This is a genomic window from Vibrio sp. TAP-3B (genome assembly GCF_057784735.1).
Window position 1 is genome coordinate 1080679 of record NZ_CM173496.1, and the last position, 25458, is coordinate 1106136.

A 25458-nucleotide genomic window follows, 5' to 3' on the forward strand; every position below is an offset into this window, starting at 1 on the left:
CCCAGCAGAAACGATGAGCCGGCATAGCATGTATGAGCATAGTTAGCCTCCTAAATCGTTATAGAAAGGAGGCTAAATAATTTGTTCGTTTTGGCGTGCGATCGTTACAGTGCTTTTTCGATCTTCATCGCGACGTTTTTAGATACCCATGTTTTCCATAAATCAGGATAGGTATCAAAGAAGTAGAACATCGCCTCTTCACCGTCAGCGTAGTTATCTTCCATCCACGCGAGCAGTTCACTCATCTGCTGGTTAGTAAAGCCCCGCTTTTGTAAATAAGCGAACGCTGCGGGCTCTCTATTCGCAAACGCTTCTGTTGTCACCGTACGAACGGGTGAGGGCGGGTACATCGTCACTTTTGGTGATACACAATCTGGTTGAGTTGTGCAATTACGATACTCGTCCAAATCGGTTCCGCTGCCAAAGTCCACTTTGACCATCTCATATTTACCCAATACTGGCGTTGGTGACCAATAGTAACCAAACCAAGGCTGCTTGCGATCATAAGCCTTGGCAATGGTGCCGGCTAAGGCGGCGCCGGAGCCAGGGTCGACCATCTCAAAGCCATGTTTATCCAGCCCTAACGCGTTAAATAGGTGACCAGACGTAATTTGGCATGTCCAGCCCGCAGGACAACTATAGAAGGCGAACTTCTCTTCATATTCCGGGTGTTCAAACAACGCCGCATGCTTAATAACGCCTTCGATGGTTGCCAGTTCTGGATATTGCTTGACTAAATAAGCAGGGACCCAAAAACCTTCCTCACCCCCATTTACCAGCGACTCGCCTGCAATACGTAAGCGTTTATCGGCAATACCTTTATCGAGTGCTTCTTTAATGCCATTTGTCCACAACTCGGGTGCAACATCGGGCTCGCCTTTTTCAATCATTGACGTGCCCGTTGGAACGCTATCACCAGGGATTAATTCCGCATCACAGTGGTAGCCTTCATTAAGAATAAATTGGTCGATGTGCGCCATTAAACTGGCCGAATTCCAGTTCATATCTGCGATAGTAATTTTGCCGCATTCGCTGGCGCTTGTATGAGTTGAAAGTGCAGATAGCAGCAGAACGGAGAGTATTGAAGGTGTCGTTTTCATGTGACTGAATTCCCTTATCGTTATCCTTTACTTCATTATATGCATAGACTTATGAAGGTTCAGAAAACAAGGTTTTTTCAGTGATGTTGAGCAGAAAAATAATGTTTGACGTCAGGCTTAGGGTAGGAGCCTTATGCGGTCGTGGCGCATGGACGGCCTATACGAAGGAGTAAGGTCGAACGTTTCGATAAGACGTTATTCTAAATAAAAAACGGTCACGAAGTTATCGAATATCCACGGTTTGATTACACAAATAGTTTGGATAACATATCTCTTTCTTCAACAGACAGTAGCGGATTTTGCTTGTTATTTAACTTAATGCTGATTTCACCTTGCAGTGATTTTAACTGACTGGCAGTCAGGTTACTCAGCTTTTGCTTGAGCTCATTAAATTGTTGGGCCGTCATCTCAATTTCCTCGTTGTATTTAGGCTTATCCTTCGTTAGCCGTATTTCGTCGTCCTTGATAGGGACACAACATACTTATTCAATATAAGTAGATTATGATTTGATCGATTACCTTTTGTCCGAATATTGTCAAGCTGTGTTAAGTGATACGTCAGATTTTCCTATGTCAGGTTTTTTCCGTCTATTTAAGGGGGAGATCACAAGGGAAGCCAAGTGGGCTTCCCTTTGTTTATAGTCTGTTATTGATACGTGAGGCTAGTTAACTCTCACCGCAAACTTACTCGCCAATGAATGTAGCTCTGGGAGCATGCGATAGATAAGGTAAAGCTGCTGCAACACCATCCGGGCGGAACTGTCATCTTCGTCCCGCCATTCATTTAAACGTTGCTCAAGGCCGGCATCGTCGATGCCAGAAAGATCACACGTTTCACAATGTTGGTGGAGCTGTTGATGGAGTACATCCAAATGCTGATGAATGCAGCGGTGAGCATCTAAAACCAGCTTGTGAATAGATTCATCTTCGATACGCGTTCGGTGTGCGCCGAGCGCCGAAATATAGTTTAACATTGCATGATTGAGGGTTAAGAAGCGAAAGCTTTCATCAAGGGCGGCGCGATATTTACCCGGTTCAGCAAGCATCGTACTAATAGCAGAAGAGAGTGTTGCATCATTATTGTGTGCTTGGCGTCGGGCAATGCGGTAATTCAAATTGTCTTTTTTTCCTATTCGATACTGACCGATGATCTGATCGAGGTACTGCTTATTTGCGTCTATCGCATCCGACATTACCTTGTGCAGTCTTCTCGATTGCCAGTCAGGCAAGATAACCAAGACGGCCACAACTGCGAGTGCACAGCCTATAAGCGTATCCGCTAAACGAGGCAACACGACGGCGTAACCTTCTCCTAATTGATTAAACAAAAAGAGTACCAATAGCGTGATGAAGCCGGTCGCGTACCCATAATTGTTCATCCTGAATGCGAAAAACATGACGCCAGAGATAACAATAAACACCAACTGACTCTCTTGCGACGGGAAGAAGGTAAGCAGTGGAACACCAATTAATAACCCTGCCAGCGTACCAATCACTCGCGCTGTGAGTTTTTGACGTGTCGCGCTGTAGTTTGGCTGGCAAACAAACAGTGTCGTTAGCAGTATCCAATAGCCTCGATCGATGCTGAACACTTGGATGATCCCGTATCCGACGGTTAATGCAATCGACATACGCAATGCATGACGAAACAACATCGAATCTTTGTGTAGGTTGGCTGAAATACGTTGCCACATCGCTTTTAATGTATGCGGGTTGGTATCTGCCAAAGTTTCTTCTTCTAAGCCTTCAACATCGGGGTTATTAATGTTGTTGAGTTGTTTTTCAACGGTCGCTAAGTTATTGAATAAATATGTTAACTGCATCAGCAAGCGCTTCCAGTGGCCTTGCTTTTGTTCTTCTAAATAAGCGAGAGAGTTTTGCAGCTCAGCTAAAGCCAAAATGGATTGATCGGTATGAGTGTATTCATTGCCAAGCTGGATGGCTTGAGCAATATCGCGGCAGGCTTGAGCTTGAGACTCTAGGAGATACTTAAAGCGGAATAATACATCGGAGCGTTCAAACTCGGTTGCTAAATCTTGGTAACGATAATGGCTTGAGCTAACGCGTTCGTGAATGTCTTGTGCGATAAAGTAAATATTTAAAAATCGGTCGCTTGGCCCATCAATATGACCTCGTTTGGAGCGGTTTAGCAATGTCGCTTTACAAGCGTTTAATGCCATGACCGTCGCGGCATTAAGTTTAGCCGCTTCAATTCGCATTGGCTGAGGGGCAAGGTTGGTGACCGGATGAAACAGCTTTGCTTTTGCATCAAGGTAGTTCGCCAGTTGAACGAACACATTGGCCAAGCTTTGTTGCACGGGTTGAAGTGGCCAAAACATCTGCCAAATCATTGACATAAAGTAATACCACGCCGCCCCTGTTAGTAACAATAGTGGTTGAAACCAAATGTTGGTGCTCTCATGGGCGCCGAGCATGGTATAAATAGCAATCAGCAAAGAGCCAAATGCAATGCTGGCATACTTGGGGCCAATCGCACCAAGTATGATGAAGCAAAAGGTGGAAATAAATAACCCTGCCGCAAAGGCCCAAGGAGTATCAAATAAAATCTCTATCGAGAAAGCCGCCACAGCAAAACAGAGGAAGGTAAGGAGTAACGCCTTAATTCGCCCGGTAAAACTGTCATCCGTTTCAGCCAACGCAGCGGCGATAACACCTAGAGTAAGTGGCGTTATTAGCGTATTTTGTTCAAAGAGCCAGGTCGGGATCACGACCCCTAGCAAGGTGATTAAGATAAGAACGCTATAATTTATGGTTTTATTGGCCCAATAGAGTCGAAATTTAGAAGTTGCTTGCACAATGCGCCTTACGTTACCGATGAAATATGGGGGAAATATTAGCAACGCCACTATAACGTGTTTATGATTTACTTTAAAAAAATATCGTTGTTGTTTATGAAATCAACAGTGATGTCATTGACTTAAACTTGATTTCGTTCTCAATGACAATGAAATTTTACATGCTTATGATTATTCGCTCATTAAATCGACAGTAATGTGAATTTTATTAAAGAATAAAAAAAGATGCTTACTTAGAGGCTCGCCATTACTACAATTCGGTGCCTTAAAATGATATAAACCGACAACTTCTAACTTAAAAGGCGCACGTTTCATGCAGCTCACTGCCACTAGCAAAGCACAGTTTTTTATTCAAAATGAGTACCATCACGTCGAAATAAAAGAAAACAGTGTTTTATTAAGCTCAATAGGTAGTGAAGAGCATATCCCTTTTACGGTTTGGAATGGCAAAGTCAGGGTAAAGCGAGGTTTATTCTGGAGTTCTCTTCAATTTTTTGCCCATGAACAAGGCGATAAACAACAAAGCTGGCTTGTTCAGGGGTTACCTTGGCCTCAATGCCGAAAGTTCGCCCTAGAGTCGGTGCGTCAATATCAAGAGTGGCACAACGACCAGTGTCGAAAGTTAGCGGAATACCTGCCTAAATGGGAAGAAGAGCTAGACAAGCTCAAGCATCTTCCTGCGTACTTATCGCATTCTCAAGTTCTGGGCTGGGTTGAGAATCTTAATCAAGAGTTGATTGAGATAAAAACCACTTTAGAAGAAGCCAAAATGCGGATGCCGAACCGGATGTCAGAAATTGAGCCTTGGCTTGTTGATACGTCGACCACGCTGGGTGAACGAAACCGAGACTGGCTTGAAAAAGAGCGCCCTAATTGGGAAGTGCTATTCAATCGTATTGAATCTTCGCCCCTGAACTTATCTCAGCAATATGCGGTGTTGCTTAATGATGATCACAACTTAGTCCTCGCCGGTGCTGGTTCAGGAAAAACCAGTGTTTTGACGGCGCGAGTCGCTTATTTACTGCAAAGTCATCAAGCGCAAGCGGAAGAGTTGCTCATGTTGGCGTTTGGCCGGGATGCGGCGACAGAGATGAAAGAGCGACTCGTGGATAAAGTCGGTATGGCGGCAGAAGGCGTGCGTGTAAATACTTTCCATCAATTGGGTTTATACATTTTAAACCAAGTGGAGCAACAGCCTGTCGAAATTAGTTGCTTAGCGTTGGATGATAACCAGCGTAATGCTTGGTGTGTGGACTGGCTGAAAAAGCACTGGATGACGCCGACCAATTTTAAACGCTGGCAAAAGCACTTAGATAAATGGCCGATCGCCTACTTAAAAGGGGATGATGAGCTAGGCAGCCATTCAGAAAACCCGAAGCTGATCGCTTGGCTAGACGCACAACTGTCCCACTTAGCGGCCATCGGCCTGAGTAAAAAGCAAGTGCAAGAAAAGTTGGTGAATCATCAAGATTACACTCGATTAAACAGCGAACTGGCTTTGTGTTGGCCATGTTTTACTGCTTGGCAAAAAATGCTCAAAGAGAGTAACCAAGTGGATTTCCCAACCATGATCAGTCGAGCGACGGATTATGTACAGAAAGGAAAATTTGTTTCACCTTGGCGTTTTGTCATGGTTGACGAGTACCAAGATATCTCTCCAGACCGATTGGCACTGATAGAAGCGCTGTGCGAGTCAACACAGAAACAAGCGGGCGCTACTTTATTTACAGTGGGTGATGACTGGCAAGCTATTTATCAATTTGCAGGGGCTGATGTAAACCTCATTACTGGTTTTAAAGAGCGATTTGTGCATTCTACCGTTCATCACCTTGATACCACTTACCGTTTTAACAATCAGATTGGTGATGTTGCCAATACCTTTGTTCAACAAAATCCATCTCAGTTACCTAAGGCGCTAAACAGTCACAAACAACGTAAGCAAAAGAGCGTGCATACCGCGCCAAGTAACCAAGTTGAAAAGATCCTTGATCAATTAAATCAACAAGCAAAGCAAACCAAGTCAGTTTTGTTGCTCGGGCGTAATCATTATCATAAGCCAGATTTGTATGATGATTGGTTAAGGCGTTTCCCAAATCTCGATATTCGCTTTATGACTTGTCACGCGAGTAAGGGAAGGGAAGCGGATTTTGTCATCATTCTTTCTGTTGATGAGGGACAATTTCCGGCGAAGAAAAAGCAAATTCACATTGATGGTGCACTGACAGAGTCCAAAGACAAATTCCCTTATGCTGAAGAACGCAGATTGTTTTATGTCGCAATGACTCGAGCAAAAGAAAAAGTTTGGATTACCCATACAGGTGCTGGGTCAGCATTTGTTCAGGAGTTAGTGACGGGTGACTACCCCATTAAGTCCCCACGCTAAAATGTAGGGTGAGTAACCTCCAAAAACCACAAAGGCGATACTCAGTATCGCCTTTGTGTTATCGAGGAATATCAATGGCGTTTAGGTGCGCTCGGCGATGTAGGCATCGTAGTCAGGCACTTCAATATCCACTTCTTGCTCTAAGAGCGGTGAATCGAATAGGAACTTCGCCGTGGCACGGTTGGCCGCAACAGGGATATTCCAAACACTGGCGATACGAAGAAGCGCTTTTACATCTGGGTCGTGTGGCACTGCGTTCAGAGGGTCCCAGAAAAAGATTAATACATCGATCTTGCCTTCAGAAATAAGAGCGCCAAGTTGCTGGTCACCGCCCATTGGGCCGCTGATCATGCTTTTAATCGCAAGGCCCGTTTCTTTGCTCAACATGTGGCCGGTGGTGCCCGTTGCGTATAGGAAGTGGCGCTGCAATTTTTCTTTATTTTCTGTTACCCAGCGAAGCAACTCAGGCTTGCAGTGATCGTGAGCAACCAACGCGACGTTTTTGTGTGCTGGCATGGTACGAATGGTTTTTTGCATCAAGTTATTACCGAATTTATGATGATTAATTGGACTCTTTCAATAGAACACTTTTTTAGTTGATCAATCAACAGGCTTTACGTGGAATGTTGGCCTATATTCTGACGGAGATAACGATTCTTCGATCGTATCGTCATGAAGTGTTTTTGGTGTCAGTGGTTCGATGACAGGTGACGCATGTCTTTCATACGCTTCACCTCTCAAATAGTGGGCGGCTTGTAAGATCGAAAGCCGACCTTGTTGCACCATTTTATCAGTAGGAGCGAATAGGACTTTATTGCGCAGCAAACCACGGTACACACCATGACTTAGATACACTGAGACCAAACCGATGTCTTCTGTTTTTCCTGCACTGCGCAGCTCACTGATCGCAACCTCAATCGCTACGGCGCTGCCTACGATATAATCGATATTGCCCATGTCGATCACGCGTTGAGCTAGGTTGCGCTGTAATTCTTTATCGTTGTCTGCCCAGAAAGACTCAACGATATTAATGTCGCTACCTTGGATTGCTTCATAAAAGCCAGCCGTGACGGGTTTCGTCCCCCCGCTAGTACGAGGGCCCAATAGCAAAGCGATGTTGGTTTTTCCTGAGCCCTTGGGATGGTGTGTCGCGAGGTACTTACCCGCTTCGTAACCCATCCAATGCCAGTCAACCCCAACCGTCCCTTTCAGGAGTTTACTTTGCTCTGCATCCAGATCCAGTTGATTGACAGTCGCAAAGACAGGGATATTGCCGACCCAGCTTTTAAGGGAGTGCTTATAAGCATGAGGGGCCACCGTACCAAGGACAATCGCATCCGCCCCCCATTGACTACACAGAGTAAGCTGTTGTTCTTGACGGGTTTGGTTTGGATAGCCGCCGGCCTCCAGAACTCGTAACTCCACCCCTTGCTTTTTCGCTTCGGACACCATGCCATAGTTGACTGACAACCAGTAAGAGTCTTTTAAGTGGGGGTAAATGGCACATATTTTCTCTGCCGCTGCCGTAGGCAAAGAAACGAAGAGTGATAACGCCAGTGTAAAATATCTGGGAGCAGTGCGAAATGCGTGTTGATTTTTGACCATGAAATGAAGTTCGTTGGCATAGATTAAGTAAACACTGCAAAATATACCGTAATATGTCGCTGAACACGAACATTAAGGTCATGAAAATATGTTGCTAGCAACCGCAAGCATCGGTCGTAAACTCTTGTTGTCTTTTATTGCGATGGCAATGCTAGTCATTTTGTCAGCGCTTATCGGCGTGTCGGGGTTTTCTTTGGTCGCCAAGACGGAAAGGAACGTGGTTGATTCTGCGATCCCGGCCATGATTGAAGCCAGACAAGTGTCAGAATTGAGCACTCGGATTATTTCATCGGTGCAAATGCTTTCAAATGCACGAAATGAGCAAGAGAGAAAAGAGTCGGGACGAGTGTTATTCGAACAGCTCGAATCGTTGCTTAAGCACATTAAAGAGTTGGGCGGTGAATCGTTTGACTCCAAGTTGTTAGAGACTTTGGAAAGCGATGTCCAGAGCGTGATTAATAACCTGGCTGACTTAGGTGTTTCGGTAGAAAGAAAGCTCTGGTTAGCAAAAGAGATCGACGCTCGCGTCGAAGAGATGCGTTTACTCAGTGAGGAGCTCGAGCAGCTAACTCGGACACAAGTTCAAAACACCAGTACCATTGCGGTAGCGAACGTCACGCATATTTATGATCTATTAGAATCGAACCAAAAAGAGCAAGTATATCAGGCGTTAGATGCGCTAGTGGAAGTCGATTTAGACTTGGCTGAACGTCTGCATGAGTTGCACCTTCTCGCCTTTAAAATGCTTAACCAAATTGAAGAAGCTCGCACTTTAACCAATATTGAGCGAATTCAGCAGGTGCAAACAGATTTCGAAAGCAACCTTAAAATAATGAAGCGCCGCGTGCTTGCCGTAGAAGATCCAACACGTTCAAAGCAAATGAGTCAGTTACTTACAGAACTTGGCAAGCGGCAAGTCGTATTCACCATTTTGATGCAGCAGTATGAGAACAACGAGCAATCTCAACTACTGATGCAAAAAACATTAGAGTTGTTCTCGGGGCTCAATGGCACGGTCAACAAGCTGGTTGATAATTCAAATAAAACCACCACTTTCGCGGTTGATCAATTGACCAGTACGTTGAAGTTTGCGCAGTGGTCTCTCACCGTCATTTCTATTGTGGGCTTGATTGTGGTTGTGTTGATTCTTTGGCGGGTCGTATATGTTTCCGTGGTTAAAAGACTGGCTGAATATTCTGCTGCCTTATTGTCCGTTGCGCAGGGCAACTTGGCAGTCGAGTTGGAAGTAAAGGGAAAAGATGAACTTGCACATATGGGACAGGCCATCATTACCGCTCGTAATACCGCGCAGGCGTTAAAAGTGGTCGCAGAAGGGGAAGCTCAAGCTAAACGCGAATTAGAAAACCACAAAGAACACCTAGAAGAGTTGGTTGAGCAGCGAACCTCTCAGTTAAAACAAGCTAACCGCCGCTTGAATGAAGAAGTGCTTAACCATGCCAAAGCACGAAAACAAGCAGAGCAGGCCAGCCGCGCTAAATCCGCGTTTCTAGCGACGATGAGTCATGAGATAAGAACACCGATGAATGGTGTACTGGGTACAGCCCGTTTATTGATTGACTCTGGGTTGAATCCTATTCAAAAGCGATATGCAGAGATCATTAACCGCAGTGGTAAAACGCTACTCGCGATTCTAAATGATGTATTGGATTACTCTAAAATCGAAGCCGGACATTTGGAAATTCGCAACTTAGGCTTCGACTTGTATCAAATGGTTGAAGACACGTTTCAATTGATGAATGGCCGCGCACAAGAGAAAAAGTTGCTTTTCTCTTATCATATAGAAAGTGATGTGAACCGTTACTGGAAAGGCGATGTTACGCGTATTGGCCAAGTGTTGAACAACCTCGTCGGCAACGCAATCAAATTTACCGATGAAGGCGAGATTGATATTTACGTGAGCCTGAATCCAGAAGATGAGTCGCAAGTACTTTTCGAAGTGTCTGATACCGGAATAGGCATTGCAGAGAAAGATCAGCGCACGTTGTTTGATGTCTTTACACAAGCGGAAGGTGGTATGAACCAAACGGGTGGGACCGGTCTTGGTTTGGCGATCAGTAAGCGCATTATAGAAGCCATGGGTGGTTGTTTAAATGTGGACTCGGAAGCGGGACATGGCAGTCGTTTCTGGTTCTCTATTCCACTAGAAGAGAGCGAACCTGTTGACACTGGTGTGGTTGCGAGTGCGCGCTGTAAAGTGAAAGCAAAAGTTCTTTTAGTGGAAGACAACGAAGTAAACCGGGTTGTTGCTGAAGGCTTTTTAGAAAACATGGGTCACCAAGTGGTGATGGCAGAAGATGGTTCTCAAGCAGAATCGATTCTCGCGCAACAAGATTTTGATATTGCCTTGGTGGATATTAATCTCCCTGATTGCGATGGCACAGAGCTGATTCAACGTCTAAAACAAATTGAAGCCAATAAGCCTGCGGATAAAGCGCTGACACCGACCCCAATGATTGCCGTCTCTGCTCATGTGTTTGCCGAAGAGATTGAACGCTATTTGGCTGCAGGATTTGATGGCTATTTACCTAAGCCGATTGCTAAAGAAGCGTTGGCTGCATTAATTCAGGATATGTTGGATGGTAAGCAACTGCTGTTGCCCCAAACTGTCGAGGGCACGCCGTTTGGCGAGACATTATCAGAAGGGACAACGGAAAAAAACAAGCTCAGCGAAGACCAACAAATAGAGGAGCCAGAGGTGGTCATCATTAATTCCAGTGTGATTGAATCTGACATAAAAATCTTAGGCAGAGAAAAGATGCTGCATATTATCGACTTATTCAGAAACACCAGTGCGGACATTCTTAAACAGTTACAAGACTCAGCGGATAAAAGCGACAGCCAAGGTGTCAAAGATCTTGCTCACAAGTTAAAAGGCAGTGCGGGAAGTTTAGGCCTTACCGCATTGATGAACACTTGTCAGGGCATCGAGATAGCGGTGGAACCTTTGGATGCCTACATAGTTCACAAAAGTGCGCTGGTTGATCAAGTCTCGTCATCAATTAAAGCGCTGGAAGAGTTGATGACCAAATCGAGCTGACTATTACCCCAAATACCCAAAAACAAAAACCTCCGGCGCTCGCTCACCGGAGGTTTTTTCTATTCGATCTTATCATCTTCCCACTCGAGCCGCGTGTCTAGGGCATAAGGATCATCATCGAGCGGATGCTCCACTTTGCCTCGCAAATATTCGAGCTGATGCTCAAGCATATTGACGGTGTCGTAGTCTCCCTCAGAACAAGCAACGTAGATTTGTTGTTCAAGAGCGGCAATGTTATCTCGGATACCCATGAGACCCCTCCTTAAATCTTCATCGATTCTCAACAGGATTATAGTCAAGTAATCGAAATTCGATCGCTTGTTTTGTAAGATATCAATAATGCCGACGATCACGAAAGGGCCAAAATGTTTCTGACCCTTGACGAATCACAAAAGTATCCAATGACTTAACCAAATCGCTGCGTTTTGAATAGCGCCAAACTGACCGATAAATTTTTTACTTGGTTTTATTCCATCGAGAAAAGCGACGAGACAACATCCACCCACGCCATAATGTTCACGGTATCTCTGCCAGAGGTGGCGGGTGTATGGACATTCTACAATGAGCTTTAAGGTATTGAAGCGTTAGCCTCAATCTCGCTTGAACTGGGCGTTATTCTTTATCCCACGAGACATCGCACTCGTCTTCAATTGCAGATTTAAGAAGTGCAATCAGAGGGAAAGCTCTACGATCAAAACTGACTGCTTGTTCCTCTTGCTCATCCTCCTCGTTGTCAGCGTCTTGTGCGTCTTGCAACAATTTCTTTGAGGCAATAGCCGCGGTTAATTTTGAGAGTGCTTCAGGGACCTCTTGAGCAGAAAGTGAACTTGGGACGGTACCGCGATGGCCCATCATTTTGATCATCTCTAAGCCAATATCCCCAAACATAGTGACATTTGAATAGCTCCGACAACGAAAGGTAATAAGCATATAAATAACTCCTGTTTTCATGTGCTCATTTAAGTATAAAGCGAATATTTTTGAACGTAACCATGAAACTAAAATCGATGGTTTATTCACGATCTTGATTTTCATTACATCATCTAAGCTCAGGTGAATTGTTTGTAGGTACCACCTCCTTCTTTGCACTTATCGATGTTATGCAACGGTAACAACTTTGTGTGGTTAATTATTGCGCAACTAAAATCTATACGGGTTAAATGATTAGTACACGATGTATTTTTTTCTGAAGGAAAAGTTACGCTTTTAAAATTGTCCATATTAACGCTAAGGTTTTAAAGATCTCGTAACTTATAAATATATGAATAAATAGAGTATTTTTTAATTTCGAACAGCGGGGGCGATCTCTTCCTTTTCATTCCTAGCACGTATTTTTTGCCCACGGCCTCAACGTTTTCATGCTTGTTAATGATGTTTTTCTATAAAAATAATTTGAGTTCGAACTAATTTTCAGGCATTTTATATTTAACTAACCGTTCAATTAAAAACAACAAGGATGCAAAATGCCGAAGGTGGGGATGCCTGAAATAAGGAAACCACAGCTGGTGAAAGCGACAATGTCAGTGATTGATAGGGTCGGTTTACATGCCGCGAGTATTTCGTTGATCAGCAAAGAAGCTGGAGTATCAACCGGGATCATTAATCACTATTTTGGTGGTAAGCACGGGCTGCTGGAAGAAACGATGCGTGAGATCTTGCGTCAGCTGTCATCCACGATCACGCAGAAACTGCGTGAGCTACCAAGCGATGCGCATCAACAAAGAATCAATGCCATTATCGACGGTAACTTTGTCGGTTATCAGGCAGAAAACCAAGTCGCTAAAACATGGCTGGCGTTTTGGTCGTACTCGATGCATGACGAACAGCTCAAGCGTCTACAACGCGTTAATGAACGACGTCTTTTGTCTCATTTAAGAAAAGAGCTCAAAGCATTATTAAATACAGAGCAAGCAGAACTGGTTGCTAATGGGATTGCGTCACTCATTGACGGTATTTGGCTACGCGGAACGCTCAACCCGCAAGGCATTGATGCAGGTAAAGCGAGAATCATCATCAACGATTATCTCGAAAAACAACTCACGTATTACTCACAAAAAAATTAAAAGTCACAGGTCTTCACAATGGAAATGAAAGCACACTATATCAATGGTGCGATGTATAACGGGTGTTCACAAGAACACTTCACCACTTACAATCCGGCGAATGCTGAACCACTGGCCAATGTTAAACAAGCTGATCAACGCGATCTTGAAGCAGCGATTGAATCAGCAAAGAAAGGCTTTGCTGCGTGGTCTGCAATGACGGCGCTAGAGCGTAGTCGTATCTTGCACAAAGCGGTTGCTATTTTGCGCGAGCGCAATGATGAGCTTGCCGCATTAGAAGTTGCAGATACGGGGAAACCGATTCAAGAAGCGGTGGCTGTTGATGTAATAACGGGTACAGATGTACTTGAGTACTACGCGAATCTTGCGCCAAGCCTCCAAGGTGAGCAACAACCACTTAACCAAGACCAATTTTTCTACACACGTCGCGAACCACTAGGCATTTGTGCAGGGATTGGCGCGTGGAACTATCCAATTCAGATTGCAATGTGGAAATCGGCACCTGCATTGGCTGCGGGCAACGCGATGATCTTCAAACCATCGGAAGAAACACCATTAACCGCGCTGAAGTTAGCAGAAATTTATTCAGAAGCTGGCATGCCAGATGGCGTATTTAATGTCGTGCAAGGGGATTACCGCGTAGGGCAAATGCTGACAGCACATCCTGATATTGCGAAAGTGTCATTCACAGGCGAGTCTGGCACAGGCAAAGTGGTCATGAGCGACAGCGCTAAAACACTGAAACAAGTGACCATGGAGCTAGGTGGCAAATCACCTCTGATTATTTTTGATGACGCAAAGCTAAACGATGCGGTGTCTGCCGCCATGGTGGCGAACTTTTACACGCAAGGTGAAGTTTGTACTCATGGTACACGCGTGTTTGTGCATGAAGGTATTTACGATGACTTTATTGCGCAGCTTAAATCTCGTACTGAACTGTTGGTTGTGGGCGACCCACTTGATGAGAACACGCAAATTGGCGCTCTGATCTCTAAAGATCATGAGGCTAAAGTGTTGGGAGCGATTGAAGCGGCAAAAGCGAGCGGCGCGACCTTACTTACTGGCGGTTACAAAGTAACAGAGAATGGCCTTGCAAAGGGTAACTTTGTTGCACCAACGGTATTTATCGACTGTGATGACAACATGAGCCATGTGCAGCAAGAAATCTTTGGCCCAGTAATGTCAGTGCTGAAATTCCGTGATGAGTCGGAAGTGATTGCGCGTGCAAATAACACAGATTACGGCTTAGCCGCGGGCGTCTTTACCCAAAACCTATCTCGCGCTCACCGCGTGATCCACCAAATTCAAGCGGGTATTTGTTGGGTGAACACCTGGGGTGACTCGCCTGCAGAAATGCCAGTTGGTGGATACAAACAATCTGGTGTTGGCCGCGAAAACGGCGTCGAAACACTGAAGCATTACACGCAAACTAAAAGCGTGCTGGTTCAGCTAAGCGACTTCGAAAGCCCTTACAAATGATACCAATCGTAGTAGATAACTGACCACTTTAGCTTGTTAAAATGCTCGATAACTGCGTTGTCAATTTTGATTGTAGGCTGACTACTTATCGAAAATTTCCGCCTTGTTCTCAAGCATTTTTCCTACGCTAATTTCGTTCACTTATCTACTGTGATTGGTATTAACTCCTAGGAGAATCAAAATGCAACAACACTACGATTACATCATCGTCGGTGCGGGTTCGGCCGGCTGTGTGTTAGCGGATCGCTTGAGTGAGAGTGGTCATCACTCGGTATTATTGCTCGAAGCGGGTGGGTCGGATAAAAGTATTTTTATCCAGATGCCGACGGCGCTTTCTTACCCGATGAACACCGAAAAATACGCGTGGCAATTCGAGACGGTAGAAGAGCAAGGTTTAGATGGACGCCAACTGCATTGCCCTCGCGGCAAAGTCTTGGGGGGGAGTTCGTCAATTAACGGCATGGTTTACGTTCGTGGCCACGCTTGTGACTTCGACCAGTGGGAAGAAGAGGGCGCGAAAGGTTGGAACTATCAAGCGTGTTTACCTTACTTCCGTAAAGCGGAATCTTGGGTTGGCGGTGCAGATGAATACCGAGGCGATAATGGTCCAGTCGGCACATGTAACGGCAACGACATGCAGCGCAACCCACTGTATCAAGCCTTCATTGAGGCAGGTAAAGAAGCGGGTTATCCAGAAACAAAAGATTACAACGGTTATCAGCAAGAAGGCTTTGGCCCAATGCACATGACGGTTGATAAAGGCGTGCGTGCTTCAACCTCTAATGCATACTTAAGCCGTGCTAAAAAACGCAAAAATTTCACCCTAATGAAGCGAGTCACGGTTCATCGCGTTTTACTCGAAGAAATCGGCTCTGAAGGTAAGAAAGCAGTTGGCGTTGAATTTGAAAAGTCAGGTTCCATTCAGCAATGTTTTGCAAATCGTGAAGTCATTTCGAGCGCGGGCTCGATTGGCTCTGTACAGCTATTGCAGCTTTCAGGCATTGGTCCTAAAGCGGTATTGGAAAAAGCGGGCATTGAGGTAAAACATCCGTTGGAAGGGGTAGGTAAAAACCTGCAAGACCACTTAGAAGTGTACTTCCAATATCACTGTAAACAACCTATCACGCTCAACAGCAAATTAGGTTTGGTGAGCAAGGGCTTGATTGGCACTGAGTGGATATTAACTCGCAAAGGTCTTGGGGCAACCAACCACTTTGAGTCGTGTGCATTCATCCGCTCTCGTGAAGGATTAAAATGGCCAAATCTTCAATACCATTTCTTGCCTGCCGCCATGCGTTATGACGGGCAAGCCGCCTTTGATGGTCATGGTTTTCAAGTTCATGTTGGCCCAAACAAGCCCGAGAGCCGTGGGACGGTAGCGGTAACGTCTGCGAACCCTAACGATAAGCCGAAGATTGAGTTTAACTACATCTCAACCGAGCAAGATAAGCAGGATTGGCGTGACTGTATTCGTCTAACCCGCGAAATTTTAAACCAACCAGTGATGGACGAGTTTCGAGGCGATGAGATCCAACCAAGTTTGAGCGTTACTACCGACGATCAAATTGATCAATGGGTAAAGCAGAATGTCGAGAGTGCTTATCATCCATCTTGTACCTGCAAAATGGGCGCGGATAACGACCCATTAGCGGTTTTGAATGAGCGATGCCAAGTACGCGGTATTCAAGGCTTGCGTGTGGTGGACTCTTCTATTTTCCCAACCATTCCGAACGGGAACTTAAACGCGCCAACCATCATGGTGGCTGAGCGTGCCGCAGATATGATTTTGGGCAACGCTTTAGAAACCTCTAACAACACACCAGTTTGGATTGCTCCGGACTGGCAAGAGATGCAACGAATGCATCCACCGAAAAGAGATCTTGATTCGATCTCATAACAATGAAAAAAGTCAGTAATCATTACAAGGAATTCAATATGTCTAAGACGACAAAAATCTTCTCAACCATCGCACTAAGTACGTTAGCAACAGGCGCTTATGCCAACCAATGTGAAACGGTACGATTCGCCGATGTAGGGTGGACCGACATTACCGCGACAACAGCAGTGACATCAGAGCTACTAAAAGGACTGGGTTACAAAACCAAGACTGATCTGCTGTCTGTGCCAGTGACTTATTCTTCAATGGCGAACGGCGATATCGATATTTTTCTCGGTAACTGGATGCCAACGATGGAAGGTGATATCGCGAAATACCGTGATGCAGGCACAGTAGAAACCGTCAGAGCGAACTTAGTCGGTGCAAAATACACACTCGCGGTACCGAAATACGTTTATGACGCAGGTGTGACAAACTTTGCTGATCTAATAAAACATGCCGACAAATTTAAAGACCGCATTTACGGCATTGAACCAGGTAACGATGGTAACCGCTTAATCCAATCAATGATTGATACTAACGCGTTTGGCTTGCAAGACTTCAACCTCGTTGAATCGAGCGAAGCTGGCATGGTGTCGCAAGTTTCACGTGCTGCACGTCGCAATCAGTGGATTGTTTACTTAGGTTGGGCACCACACCCAATGAACAGCAACGTTGAAATGGAGTACCTAGCGGGTGGTGACGACTTCTTTGGCCCAAATTACGGCGGCGCGAACGTCTACACAAACGTACGTAAAAACTACCTTTCTGAGTGTCCAAACGTAGGCCAACTGGTGAAAAACTTAGAGTTCAGCCTAGAAATGGAAAACGAACTGATGGAAGCGATCCTTAACCAGAAGCAAAAGCCAGCGAAAGCGGCCCAAGCGTGGTTAAACGCGAACCAAGACCAAATTGAAACGTGGTTAAAGGACGTGAAGGCGGCAGATGGTCAAGATGCAACGACAGCTATTACAAGCTATTTAAAAACCAACGCTTAAGTATCTGTTCTGCTTTTTTAGAAAGTTTTTTGAGAAAAAGGTGGGCAGCCATGCCCGCCTCATTAACACAAAGGTTTTATTTTGAATTTTATTACGGACAACAAACTACCGTTGGGCCAATGGATGGAAACTGGCGTCGATTGGTTAACCATCAACGCATCGGGTTTCTTTGATGCTATCTCTATTACACTAGAAACGGTCATTCTTTTTGTGGTGGACATTTTTAAATGGATGCCACCTGCCGCGCCAATCATTATGACCGCGGCAATTGCGTGGTTCTTACATCGCAGTGTTCCGCTTGTGGTATTCATTGTGTTGGCCTTGCTTGCAATTCTCAACCTTGGTTACTGGCAAGAAATGCTGGAAACCTTTGTCCTTGTATTTGCAGCGACAACGATTTCCGTATTAATTGGCGTGCCGCTGGGCATCATGGCGGCACACCGTCCTTGGTTATACACGTTATTACGGCCGATTCTCGACTTGATGCAGACCGTGCCGACATTCGTTTACCTGATCCCAACTTTGGTTCTGTTTGGTCTCGGGATTGTACCAGGGCTCATCTCGACCATCATTTTCGCTATCGCTGCGCCAATTCGTTTGACGTACCTCGGCATTATTAAAGTGCCAGAGGAACTACTTGAAGCAGGAAAAGCATTTGGTGCCAGCCGTATGAAGTTACTGTTTAAGGTGGAGTTACCTGCGGCGCTTCCGAGCATTATGGCTGGTGTCACACAGTGCATTATGTTGTCTCTTTCAATGGTGGTGATTGCTGCTTTGGTGGGGGCCGATGGACTCGGTAAGCCAGTCGTACGTGCCCTTAATACGGTAAATATCTCACAAGGTTTTGAGGCGGGCTTAGCCATTGTGCTTGTTGCCATCATCCTTGACCGCCTATGTAAAGCACCCAATCAGAAGGAGGCGTAATCATGGACGCAATTACTATTCAAAACCTTGATGTTGTCTTTGGTCAGCAACCGAAACAAGCGTTAGCACATTTGGATCAAGGTAAGTCGAGACAAGAAATTATCGACAAAACGGGTCAGGTTGTTGGCGTCGATAATGTTTCGCTGAATGTGAAGCAAGGTGAGATTTGTGTCCTGATGGGACTATCTGGTTCGGGAAAATCAAGCTTATTGCGCACGGTAAATGGATTGAATGAGATATCTCGTGGCTCTTTGAAAGTCAAAGATAGTGACGATATGGTTGAACTGTCAAACTGTGATGAACAGACGCTGCGTCACCTGCGTACTCATCGTGTATCGATGGTGTTTCAGAAGTTTGCATTGATGCCTTGGTTAACCGTATTGGACAACGTTGCGTTTGGTCTGGAAATGCAAGACATTGCGAAAGCGGAACGCCGTAAAAAGGCGCGAGAACAACTGGAAATGGTTGGTTTATCTGAGTGGGAAACCAAGTTTCCTCATGAACTTTCTGGTGGTATGCAGCAGCGTGTTGGCCTAGCTCGTGCCTTTGCCATGGATACCGATATCTTATTAATGGATGAGCCATTTTCAGCGCTTGATCCACTGATTCGAGCGCAGCTTCAAGATGAGCTAATGTTACTGCAAAAGAAACTGAACAAGACCATTTTGTTTGTCAGCCATGATTTGGATGAAGCACTTAAAATTGGTAACAATATAGCCATTATGGAGTCGGGTAAGCTGATCCAGCATGGCAAACCAGAACAGATCATTCTCGCGCCAGAAAACGATTATGTGGCTGACTTTGTGGCTCATACTAATCCGCTGAATGTTTTAAAAGGCCGTTCGTTAATGCTGCCGAGTGACACTCTTCCGCGTGAAGAGCGACGTGTTCTAGTTTGTCCAGAGCAAAATATTTGGGTAACCCAAGAGTCTCAGGGGCTCACGTTGGCAAACTCAGATAAGTCATTGTTTAATTGGGTAAGCGGTTCTTCTAATTTTGATGATGTGAATGAAAGTACGCTCGTACAAGCAAATCCAGATATTAGTATGCGTGAAGCGATAGAGCTTAAACAGCGCAGTAATCACCCCCTGTTGATGGTGGAGGATAATAAACTGGTGGGCGTATTAGGTAACAATGAACTTTATGATGCCTTACTGGGGAATTTCAAAGCCTACTGATTAATGATGCATTAAATCTAGAGGCTGGCGTCCATGTTACATTTTCTGTGAACCGAAATGACGCTGAATAGGTCGTCTTAGGGGTTAACCCAGATGATGTAATGAGGGGGCTGATAGTATGGCATCACAATGGTAGCCGCGCCTCGCCGATAGAGTCATAGGAAGCAACAATATATGTTGTTGCTTCCTTCTTATTTATCGTTCTTTATCTTTATCTTTATCTTTATCTTGAGTTTGTGTCGCTTTGTTTTGTTTAACGGCATCGGCAATGTCGCTTACCGCTTCAACCAGGTTAATTGGCATAGGGAAAATGATCGTGGACGTTTTATCTGTGGTGATTTCTGTTAGCGTTTGCATATAGCGTAATTGCAGCGCGTTGGGTGCTTCGTTCAGCATTTGTGCTGCTTCTTTCAATTTATTCGATGCTTCTAGTTCACCCATCGCGTGGATGATTTTTGCTCGGCGATTACGTTCTGCTTCGGCTTGACGGGCAAGTGCACGAACCATGCTTTCGTTCAAATCGACGTGCTTAACTTCAACGGTTGCTATTTTAATCCCCCAATCGTCGGTTTGTTGATCGAGGATCGTTTGCAAGTCTTTATTCAAGCGATCTCGCTCAGATAACAATTCATCAAGTTCATGCTGACCTAATACCGAGCGTAACGTTGTTTGTGAAAGTTGACTGGTTGCATCGCTGTAGCTTTCAATATTGTTAATCGCCATTTGTGGGTCAACGACACGAAAGTACACTACGGCATTGACACGAACAGATACGTTGTCTTTGGTAATGAGATCTTGTGTTGGGACATCCAAAACGATGGTACGCAAATCCACACGAACCATTTGTTGGATAAAAGGGATCAGGATGATTAAGCCGGGACCTTTGACTTCTTGGAATCGACCCAAGAAGAATACAACGCCTCGCTCATACTCTCTCAAAACCTTAAACACTTGTGTCGCAAGTGCAAACAGCAGCACCACGATCACCGAAACAGTATAAAGCATCATAAATGCCTCCTATTTTTTAGGGTGGTCTTTAGGCATCACGGATAAGGTCAGCCCTTTAACATTGACAATGGTGACTTGATCACCTTGTTTGAGTTCTTGATGGTCTTTGGTGGTTGCTTGCCAAAGTGCCCCGTCCATACGAACGCGTCCTTCACCGTCCACAAAATCATCGCTGACAACGGCAAGTTTACCGGGATAAGTTTCTAAACCTGTGGTTACACGCCGACGGCGTATGTTGAGTAACAGTCCGACGGTCAGAACAATCAATGCCACTGAGAATATAGAGATGCCAAAAATTAAAGGGAGAGCGATTTGAAACCCCGGTAAATCACTGTCCATAAGGAATATGGACCCTAAAACAAAGGCCACTACGCCACCAAGACCTAAAATGCCGAAACTTGGGCTAAAGGCTTCGGCGATCATTAATGCGATTCCTAGCAGCAACAGACCGAGCCCTGCGTAATTAACTGGCATCATCTGCAATGCGTACATCGCCAGCAATAAGCAAATCCCACCCAAGACACCGGGTAAACCAATGCCGGGGTTATAAAATTCAAGTAACAAACCATAAATACCAATGAGCATTAAAATATAGGCGACATTAGGGTTTGTGATAACGGCCAACATTTCTGCTCGCCAGTCAGGGGTTCTCTCAATCCAAACTGGGTTTTCTAGTGACAATGTCACTTCTTGGTTGTTGATTTTGACCGTTTTCCCATTAATGGCGGTCACTAAGTCTTCGGGCGAATTCGCAATATAGTCAATAACGTTGAGCTCCAGCGCTTCGGTCGCATCTAAGCTGGCGGCTTCGCTCACTGCTTTTTCTGCCCATTCTGCGTTTCGACCATGAAGTTTTGCTAGCCCTTTAATGTAGGCTTTTGCATCGTTAATGACTTTTTTTTCCATCGCTGTTTTAGCTGGGACTTTTTCTGAACTGTCACTGGCGTCTTGTGGTTTCTCTTCTGCCTCTTGGTTTTGTCCATCGTCAGAAGAGGGGGCTTGTGGCGCCCCACCTAAAGCGACAGGAGTCGCTGCCCCGAGATTGGTGGCCTCGGCCATTGCGGCTATATGACTGGCAAGTAAGATATATGTGCCTGCGCTGGCGGCCCTAGAACCTGAAGGTCCAACCCAAGTTGCGACGGGAGTTGTGGAAGTGGTGATAGCATGAATGATATCTCTCATTGCGCTGTCTAGGCCTCCTGGTGTGTCCATTTCCAAGATAACTAAACTAACGCCATTGAGCTGCGCTTGCTCTATTTCACGAGACAAGTAGTCACTGGTGGCGGGCCCAATGGCGCCTTTGACGGGGACAATCCAAACCGTATTTGCGAGTGCTTGGCTGGCAAGCATGAGTAGTGGTAAGGCCCATATCCATATTCGTTTCATCCAGTCCTCCTTGTGTGGTCACAGGGACTTATTAAAATCTATTTCAAGTATATACGCAGTAATACTAACCCAAGTAAGTAATTGATCATTCTCGTTGGCTAAATTGTTAGCGTTACAGGGGATGGAGAAAGGCATCACCGTTACTAACGCTGGTTTGCCCTTTTTTACACAACGATTTTTATTGGTGATTATTTTGGGTATTTAGGTAAGTAAACAAATCAAGTGCCCGTTAGTTTGAATCTACAATTAAACTCTTTGTGACGATGGGCATAAACAATGATGAACTGGCTTAGAGTGTCCCAAGCTTCTCCAGTGACTTTTTCATTTAAGTAGAGTTATGGACGTATTTTGAAGGTTCAATCGATATCTAAATCTCGTTTGAAGTAGTAAACTGCGCAAAAAACTGTAGGTAATCGTGATGTTTATTGTTCAACGCTTGGTCAAGTTGGCCATTATCTGTGTGATTTTCTTCACTATCTTTGATCTTATCTCTTACGGTGAGATAACATGGGTTCAGCGGCTACTGGCGGCGATAAGTTAAATCAAACTGACTCTTTATTGTCAGTAGACCGATGAAGCGAGCAAAATGTATTTCTGCTCGTTTTTTTGCTTCTTCCCACCTTGAACGTTACAGCAAAGCGGCGTTGCTCTTACTTGCATCACTGCGCTCTCAAAATGGAAAAAACCACAAGCGCGAAAGTACTCGAGGTAATCCTTTATACAGGATTGATAGACTGATGCTTGGGTAAGCAGTTTCACGGTAAGAGAATGACGCCTGTCTAAGCTGGCATTGTTGTGCGGTCACTCAAATCTTTATTGTTAATGAAGTGTTAATCTTGAAGGGTGTGAACTCGAAAAGATAAAAGCATGGACGTTCTTAACCCTCTAAATTCTTTTATTCGGCAGGATGGCATACCAACTTTTGGTCATCTTGATGGGATCCCCCAATCGTTGCAGCTTGAGAAGTTTACGTATTTCAATGAAATGGATAAACCAGCATCGAAGTGGAGACACTACTTCGACTTCAAGCAGTTTCAGTTCGTTAATTTAGTGACACCCGACTACGTTATTGGGGTTGCGATTGCAGATATCCGTTATTTGGCGTCTGGCTTTTGTTATCTATTTGATATAAAGAATAACGAGTTGATTGAGCAACAATGGCTGCAACCTTTTAACATTGGCTATGAGACTCAACCTTCTAGTTGGTCGAGCAACGCTCATTTTGCTAGCAAGAGTATTCAATTTTCTATCCGGAAAGGGCGTTGGCATATCCATGTTGTGAGCAAGTCTGTCAATGCGGATCTTCACTTATGTCCATTACATGAGAGTGTGCCGTTGATGTTGTGCACCCCAACGGGTTATGCAGGCTGGACATATACGCAAAAACACAATGCATTAACTGTACACGGCAACCTGTATATTTTAGGGAAGGAGCAAGATCTTTCCTCTGTCTCTGCGGGTTACGACTTCTCCGCGGGTTATATGAGAAGAGAAACCAGTTGGCGCTGGGCAAGTATTAATTGTCTGGATAGCAGCAAACGCTTTGGTTTGAACCTTGCTTCAGGTGTTAATGAAACGGGGTATTGCGAAAATGTAGTTTGGGTTAATGGTGAACGTCATCTATTACCACCTGTGCAGTTTCACTTTTCTAGAATGAATGAGAGCGACGCGTGGCGTATTACCTCACAAGATCTACGGGTTGATTTAACGTTCTTGCCTTTAAATCGACGCAGTGAAAAGAAAAACTTTTGGTTTTTGAAAAGTAATTTTCGTCAGTATATCGGTTATTTTTCTGGTCATGTAATGGATGACCATGGCATTAAGCACAAGCTAGATGGTGTCATTGGGCTTACTGAAGACCACTATGCTAAATGGTAGAAACACAATGGATTGGACGCAATTAATGGAACGCCCAGAATTACTCCTCATGATTCTGGCCCCCATTTTCATGCTGTGTATGGCCGCAGAATATTGGTTTGGACAGCGAAAAGGACGTTTACCGGAAAGCGCAAGGTATTCTATCCCGGAAGTTACCTGTAACTTTGTGTTAGCCGGTTTACATCAAGTGACCGATATTTTGGCAGGTTTACTGATCGCCCAGCTGTATTTGTGGTGGTTTGATTGGCGACTGTTTGATATCGAAATGGAGACTTCCGCTTTGGTATTGCTCGTTGTTCTTCAAGACTTTTTTTATTACTGGTTTCATCGCGCTAGTCACCGAATTCGTTGGATGTGGGCCGCACATGTGGTTCACCATAGCTCTGAAAGAATGAACTTCAGTACGGCATTTCGTCAAAGCCTGATGTATCCGTTAGCGGGAATGTGGTTATTCTGGTTGCCGCTGGTGATTATCGGTTTTGATCCCAAGTGGGTAGTTTTCGTTGTGCTGTTTAATCTCGGGTTACAGTTTTTTGTGCACACCCAATCCATTCGTTCACTGGGTCCTTTAGAATGGGTATTTAATACTCCTTCGCATCATCGCGTTCATCATGGTGTCAACCGTCAGTACATTGATAAAAACTATGCAGGCGTGTTGATTATCTGGGATCGGATTTTTGGGACATTTGAACCAGAGGTTGAAGCGGTTCGCTATGGTATCTCTAAGCCTGTAAATAGCTTTAATCCGATTAAGGTCACGTTTGCAGAATGGAAAGACATGTTTCATGAAGTCAGTCGACCAAACTTGACGTGGCAACAACGTTGGCGTTGCTTGTTTTCTCCGCCATCGGATTTTGTTGAGTAGTGACCGAGTGCCGAACTTGCTTGGATGGTTTTAATCATTCACAGACGACCGCAATTTTCTTACTAGCAGCGGTATTGGCTGGAACGGGATGATCGATCAGTCGGATAGGGGACTCATACAAGGTTGATAATGCTTGTTCATCAAGTAACTTGTCAGCATTACCTTCAAACGCGATTCGGCCTTTTTTCAGTGCGATAATTTGTGTGGCATAACGTAGTGCAAGGTTTAGGTCATGTAAAATGACGATCACCCCAATATTTTCGTTTTTATTTAGCTCAGACAAGAGTCTCATTAGCTGGAATTGGTGATGAACATCCAGTGCAGAGGTGGGCTCATCAAGGATCAGCACTGGAGATTGTTGGGCGAGTAACATAGATACCCACGCTCGTTGACGTTCTCCACCGGATAAGTCATCAGCCAATGCATGTGAAAACTCAGCGACGCCGGTTCTTTTCATCGCTTGTTGAATTATCTCTTTATCTTGAACATTCCAGCGACCTAACGCGCCTCTCCAAGGGAAACGCCCTAGACGAACTAGTTCTTCCACCGTTAAACCTGCCGAAGCAGGAAGCTTTTGCGGTAAATAGGCAATCCTTTTCGCTAAGTCCTTACTTTTAAATGTAGAAAGGGGGGTTCCATCTAATTCAACGTTGCCGTGATCTGGTGACATTTGTCCCGACAGCAAGTTAACTAATGTGGACTTTCCAGAACCATTATGACCAAGCACGACCGTCAGCTCATCGGTCGGAATAGTAAGCTCTTCAATAGAGAGGATTGTACGGTTATCTCGAACGATTTTTATGTTTGAAAGTTGAAACATGTCAGTCCTATACCTAGCTCG

At 44.9% G+C, this 25458-nt stretch carries 21 protein-coding genes; 11 read left to right on the forward strand and 10 right to left on the reverse strand.

From position 1 onward, the window contains the following. Nucleotides 1-104: 104 nt before the first annotated feature. From AC3D28_RS19345 to yccS, 3 genes are all read right to left on the reverse strand, one after another. Nucleotides 105-1100 (reverse strand): ABC transporter substrate-binding protein, encoded by a 996-nt coding sequence (locus AC3D28_RS19345; protein ID WP_488536379.1) that lies wholly within the window; start codon nucleotides 1098-1100, stop codon nucleotides 105-107. Nucleotides 1101-1345: 245 nt separating this feature from the next. Beyond that, entirely contained in the window at nucleotides 1346-1507 is a 162-nt protein-coding gene (locus AC3D28_RS19350) for a hypothetical protein (RefSeq protein ID WP_179885571.1), read from the reverse strand. A 255-nt stretch (nucleotides 1508-1762) separates the two neighbouring features. Further along, on the reverse strand, nucleotides 1763-3916 hold the full coding sequence (yccS, locus tag AC3D28_RS19355) for a YccS family putative transporter (protein WP_488536380.1): 2154 nt from the start codon (nucleotides 3914-3916) through the stop codon (nucleotides 1763-1765). Nucleotides 3917-4229: 313 nt separating this feature from the next. Between yccS and helD the strand changes: the two genes are divergently transcribed. Further along, nucleotides 4230-6299, forward strand: coding sequence for a DNA helicase IV (gene helD, locus AC3D28_RS19360; protein ID WP_488536381.1), 2070 nt, complete (start codon nucleotides 4230-4232; stop codon nucleotides 6297-6299). A gap of 81 nt (nucleotides 6300-6380) precedes the next feature. Here the strand turns inward: helD and AC3D28_RS19365 are convergent, their stop codons facing one another. Continuing rightward, nucleotides 6381-6836, reverse strand: coding sequence for a methylglyoxal synthase (locus tag AC3D28_RS19365; RefSeq protein WP_488536382.1), 456 nt, complete (start codon nucleotides 6834-6836; stop codon nucleotides 6381-6383). Between the two features lie 63 nt (nucleotides 6837-6899). After that, a complete protein-coding gene (gene torT, locus AC3D28_RS19370; protein ID WP_488536383.1) occupies nucleotides 6900-7904 on the reverse strand; it encodes a TMAO reductase system periplasmic protein TorT in 1005 nt (334 codons plus the stop codon). An 88-nt stretch (nucleotides 7905-7992) separates the two neighbouring features. Here torT and torS point away from each other — a divergent pair, with 88 nt between their 5' ends. Beyond that, nucleotides 7993-10962 carry a TMAO reductase system sensor histidine kinase/response regulator TorS gene (gene torS / locus AC3D28_RS19375; protein ID WP_488536384.1) on the forward strand — a complete coding sequence of 990 codons (2970 nt, stop codon included), beginning with the start codon at nucleotides 7993-7995 and terminating at the stop codon, nucleotides 10960-10962. 59 nt (nucleotides 10963-11021) lie between these two features. On the opposite strand, the gene AC3D28_RS19380 is transcribed toward torS, so the two are convergent. Together AC3D28_RS19380 and AC3D28_RS19385 are read right to left on the reverse strand one after the other, a co-directional pair. Next, nucleotides 11022-11213, reverse strand: coding sequence for a hypothetical protein (locus tag AC3D28_RS19380; RefSeq protein WP_098413808.1), 192 nt, complete (start codon nucleotides 11211-11213; stop codon nucleotides 11022-11024). A 361-nt stretch (nucleotides 11214-11574) separates the two neighbouring features. Continuing rightward, nucleotides 11575-11892, reverse strand: a complete 318-nt coding sequence (locus tag AC3D28_RS19385; protein ID WP_488536385.1) for a DUF1840 domain-containing protein — start codon at nucleotides 11890-11892, stop codon at nucleotides 11575-11577. Between the two features lie 533 nt (nucleotides 11893-12425). Here AC3D28_RS19385 and betI point away from each other — a divergent pair. From betI to choV, 6 genes are all read left to right on the forward strand, one after another. Further along, nucleotides 12426-13025 (forward strand): transcriptional regulator BetI, encoded by a 600-nt coding sequence (gene betI / locus AC3D28_RS19390; RefSeq protein WP_098413809.1) that lies wholly within the window; start codon nucleotides 12426-12428, stop codon nucleotides 13023-13025. Between the two features lie 18 nt (nucleotides 13026-13043). Continuing rightward, nucleotides 13044-14504, forward strand: coding sequence for a betaine-aldehyde dehydrogenase (gene betB, locus AC3D28_RS19395; protein ID WP_488536386.1), 1461 nt, complete (start codon nucleotides 13044-13046; stop codon nucleotides 14502-14504). A 181-nt stretch (nucleotides 14505-14685) separates the two neighbouring features. Then, nucleotides 14686-16401 carry a choline dehydrogenase gene (betA, locus tag AC3D28_RS19400; protein WP_488536387.1) on the forward strand — a complete coding sequence of 572 codons (1716 nt, stop codon included), beginning with the start codon at nucleotides 14686-14688 and terminating at the stop codon, nucleotides 16399-16401. Between the two features lie 38 nt (nucleotides 16402-16439). Beyond that, nucleotides 16440-17378, forward strand: a complete 939-nt coding sequence (locus tag AC3D28_RS19405; RefSeq protein ID WP_488536388.1) for a choline ABC transporter substrate-binding protein — start codon at nucleotides 16440-16442, stop codon at nucleotides 17376-17378. 81 nt (nucleotides 17379-17459) lie between these two features. After that, the gene (gene choW, locus AC3D28_RS19410) at nucleotides 17460-18302 is read left to right on the forward strand and encodes a choline ABC transporter permease subunit (protein WP_098413813.1); all 843 of its coding nucleotides are present in this window, start codon (nucleotides 17460-17462) and stop codon (nucleotides 18300-18302) included. A gap of 2 nt (nucleotides 18303-18304) precedes the next feature. Then, nucleotides 18305-19480 (forward strand): choline ABC transporter ATP-binding protein, encoded by a 1176-nt coding sequence (choV, locus tag AC3D28_RS19415; RefSeq protein WP_488536389.1) that lies wholly within the window; start codon nucleotides 18305-18307, stop codon nucleotides 19478-19480. Between the two features lie 195 nt (nucleotides 19481-19675). Here the strand turns inward: choV and AC3D28_RS19420 are convergent, their stop codons facing one another. Then, nucleotides 19676-20488, reverse strand: a complete 813-nt coding sequence (locus tag AC3D28_RS19420; protein WP_488536390.1) for a slipin family protein — start codon at nucleotides 20486-20488, stop codon at nucleotides 19676-19678. 9 nt (nucleotides 20489-20497) lie between these two features. After that, on the reverse strand, nucleotides 20498-21874 hold the full coding sequence (locus AC3D28_RS19425) for an NfeD family protein (protein WP_488536391.1): 1377 nt from the start codon (nucleotides 21872-21874) through the stop codon (nucleotides 20498-20500). A gap of 418 nt (nucleotides 21875-22292) precedes the next feature. On the opposite strand from AC3D28_RS19425, the gene AC3D28_RS19430 reads away from it, so the two are divergent. The 3 genes from AC3D28_RS19430 (at nucleotide 22293) to AC3D28_RS19440 (ending at nucleotide 24617) form a co-directional block, all read left to right on the forward strand. Continuing rightward, nucleotides 22293-22415 (forward strand): hypothetical protein, encoded by a 123-nt coding sequence (locus AC3D28_RS19430; RefSeq protein WP_488536392.1) that lies wholly within the window; start codon nucleotides 22293-22295, stop codon nucleotides 22413-22415. Between the two features lie 326 nt (nucleotides 22416-22741). Then, nucleotides 22742-23752 (forward strand): DUF2804 domain-containing protein, encoded by a 1011-nt coding sequence (locus AC3D28_RS19435; protein WP_488536393.1) that lies wholly within the window; start codon nucleotides 22742-22744, stop codon nucleotides 23750-23752. A gap of 7 nt (nucleotides 23753-23759) precedes the next feature. Continuing rightward, nucleotides 23760-24617 carry a sterol desaturase family protein gene (locus AC3D28_RS19440; RefSeq protein ID WP_488536394.1) on the forward strand — a complete coding sequence of 286 codons (858 nt, stop codon included), beginning with the start codon at nucleotides 23760-23762 and terminating at the stop codon, nucleotides 24615-24617. A 34-nt stretch (nucleotides 24618-24651) separates the two neighbouring features. Here AC3D28_RS19440 and AC3D28_RS19445 read toward each other — a convergent pair whose 3' ends face one another. Further along, a complete protein-coding gene (locus tag AC3D28_RS19445; protein WP_098413819.1) occupies nucleotides 24652-25437 on the reverse strand; it encodes an ABC transporter ATP-binding protein in 786 nt (261 codons plus the stop codon). Nucleotides 25438-25458 lie beyond the last annotated feature (21 nt).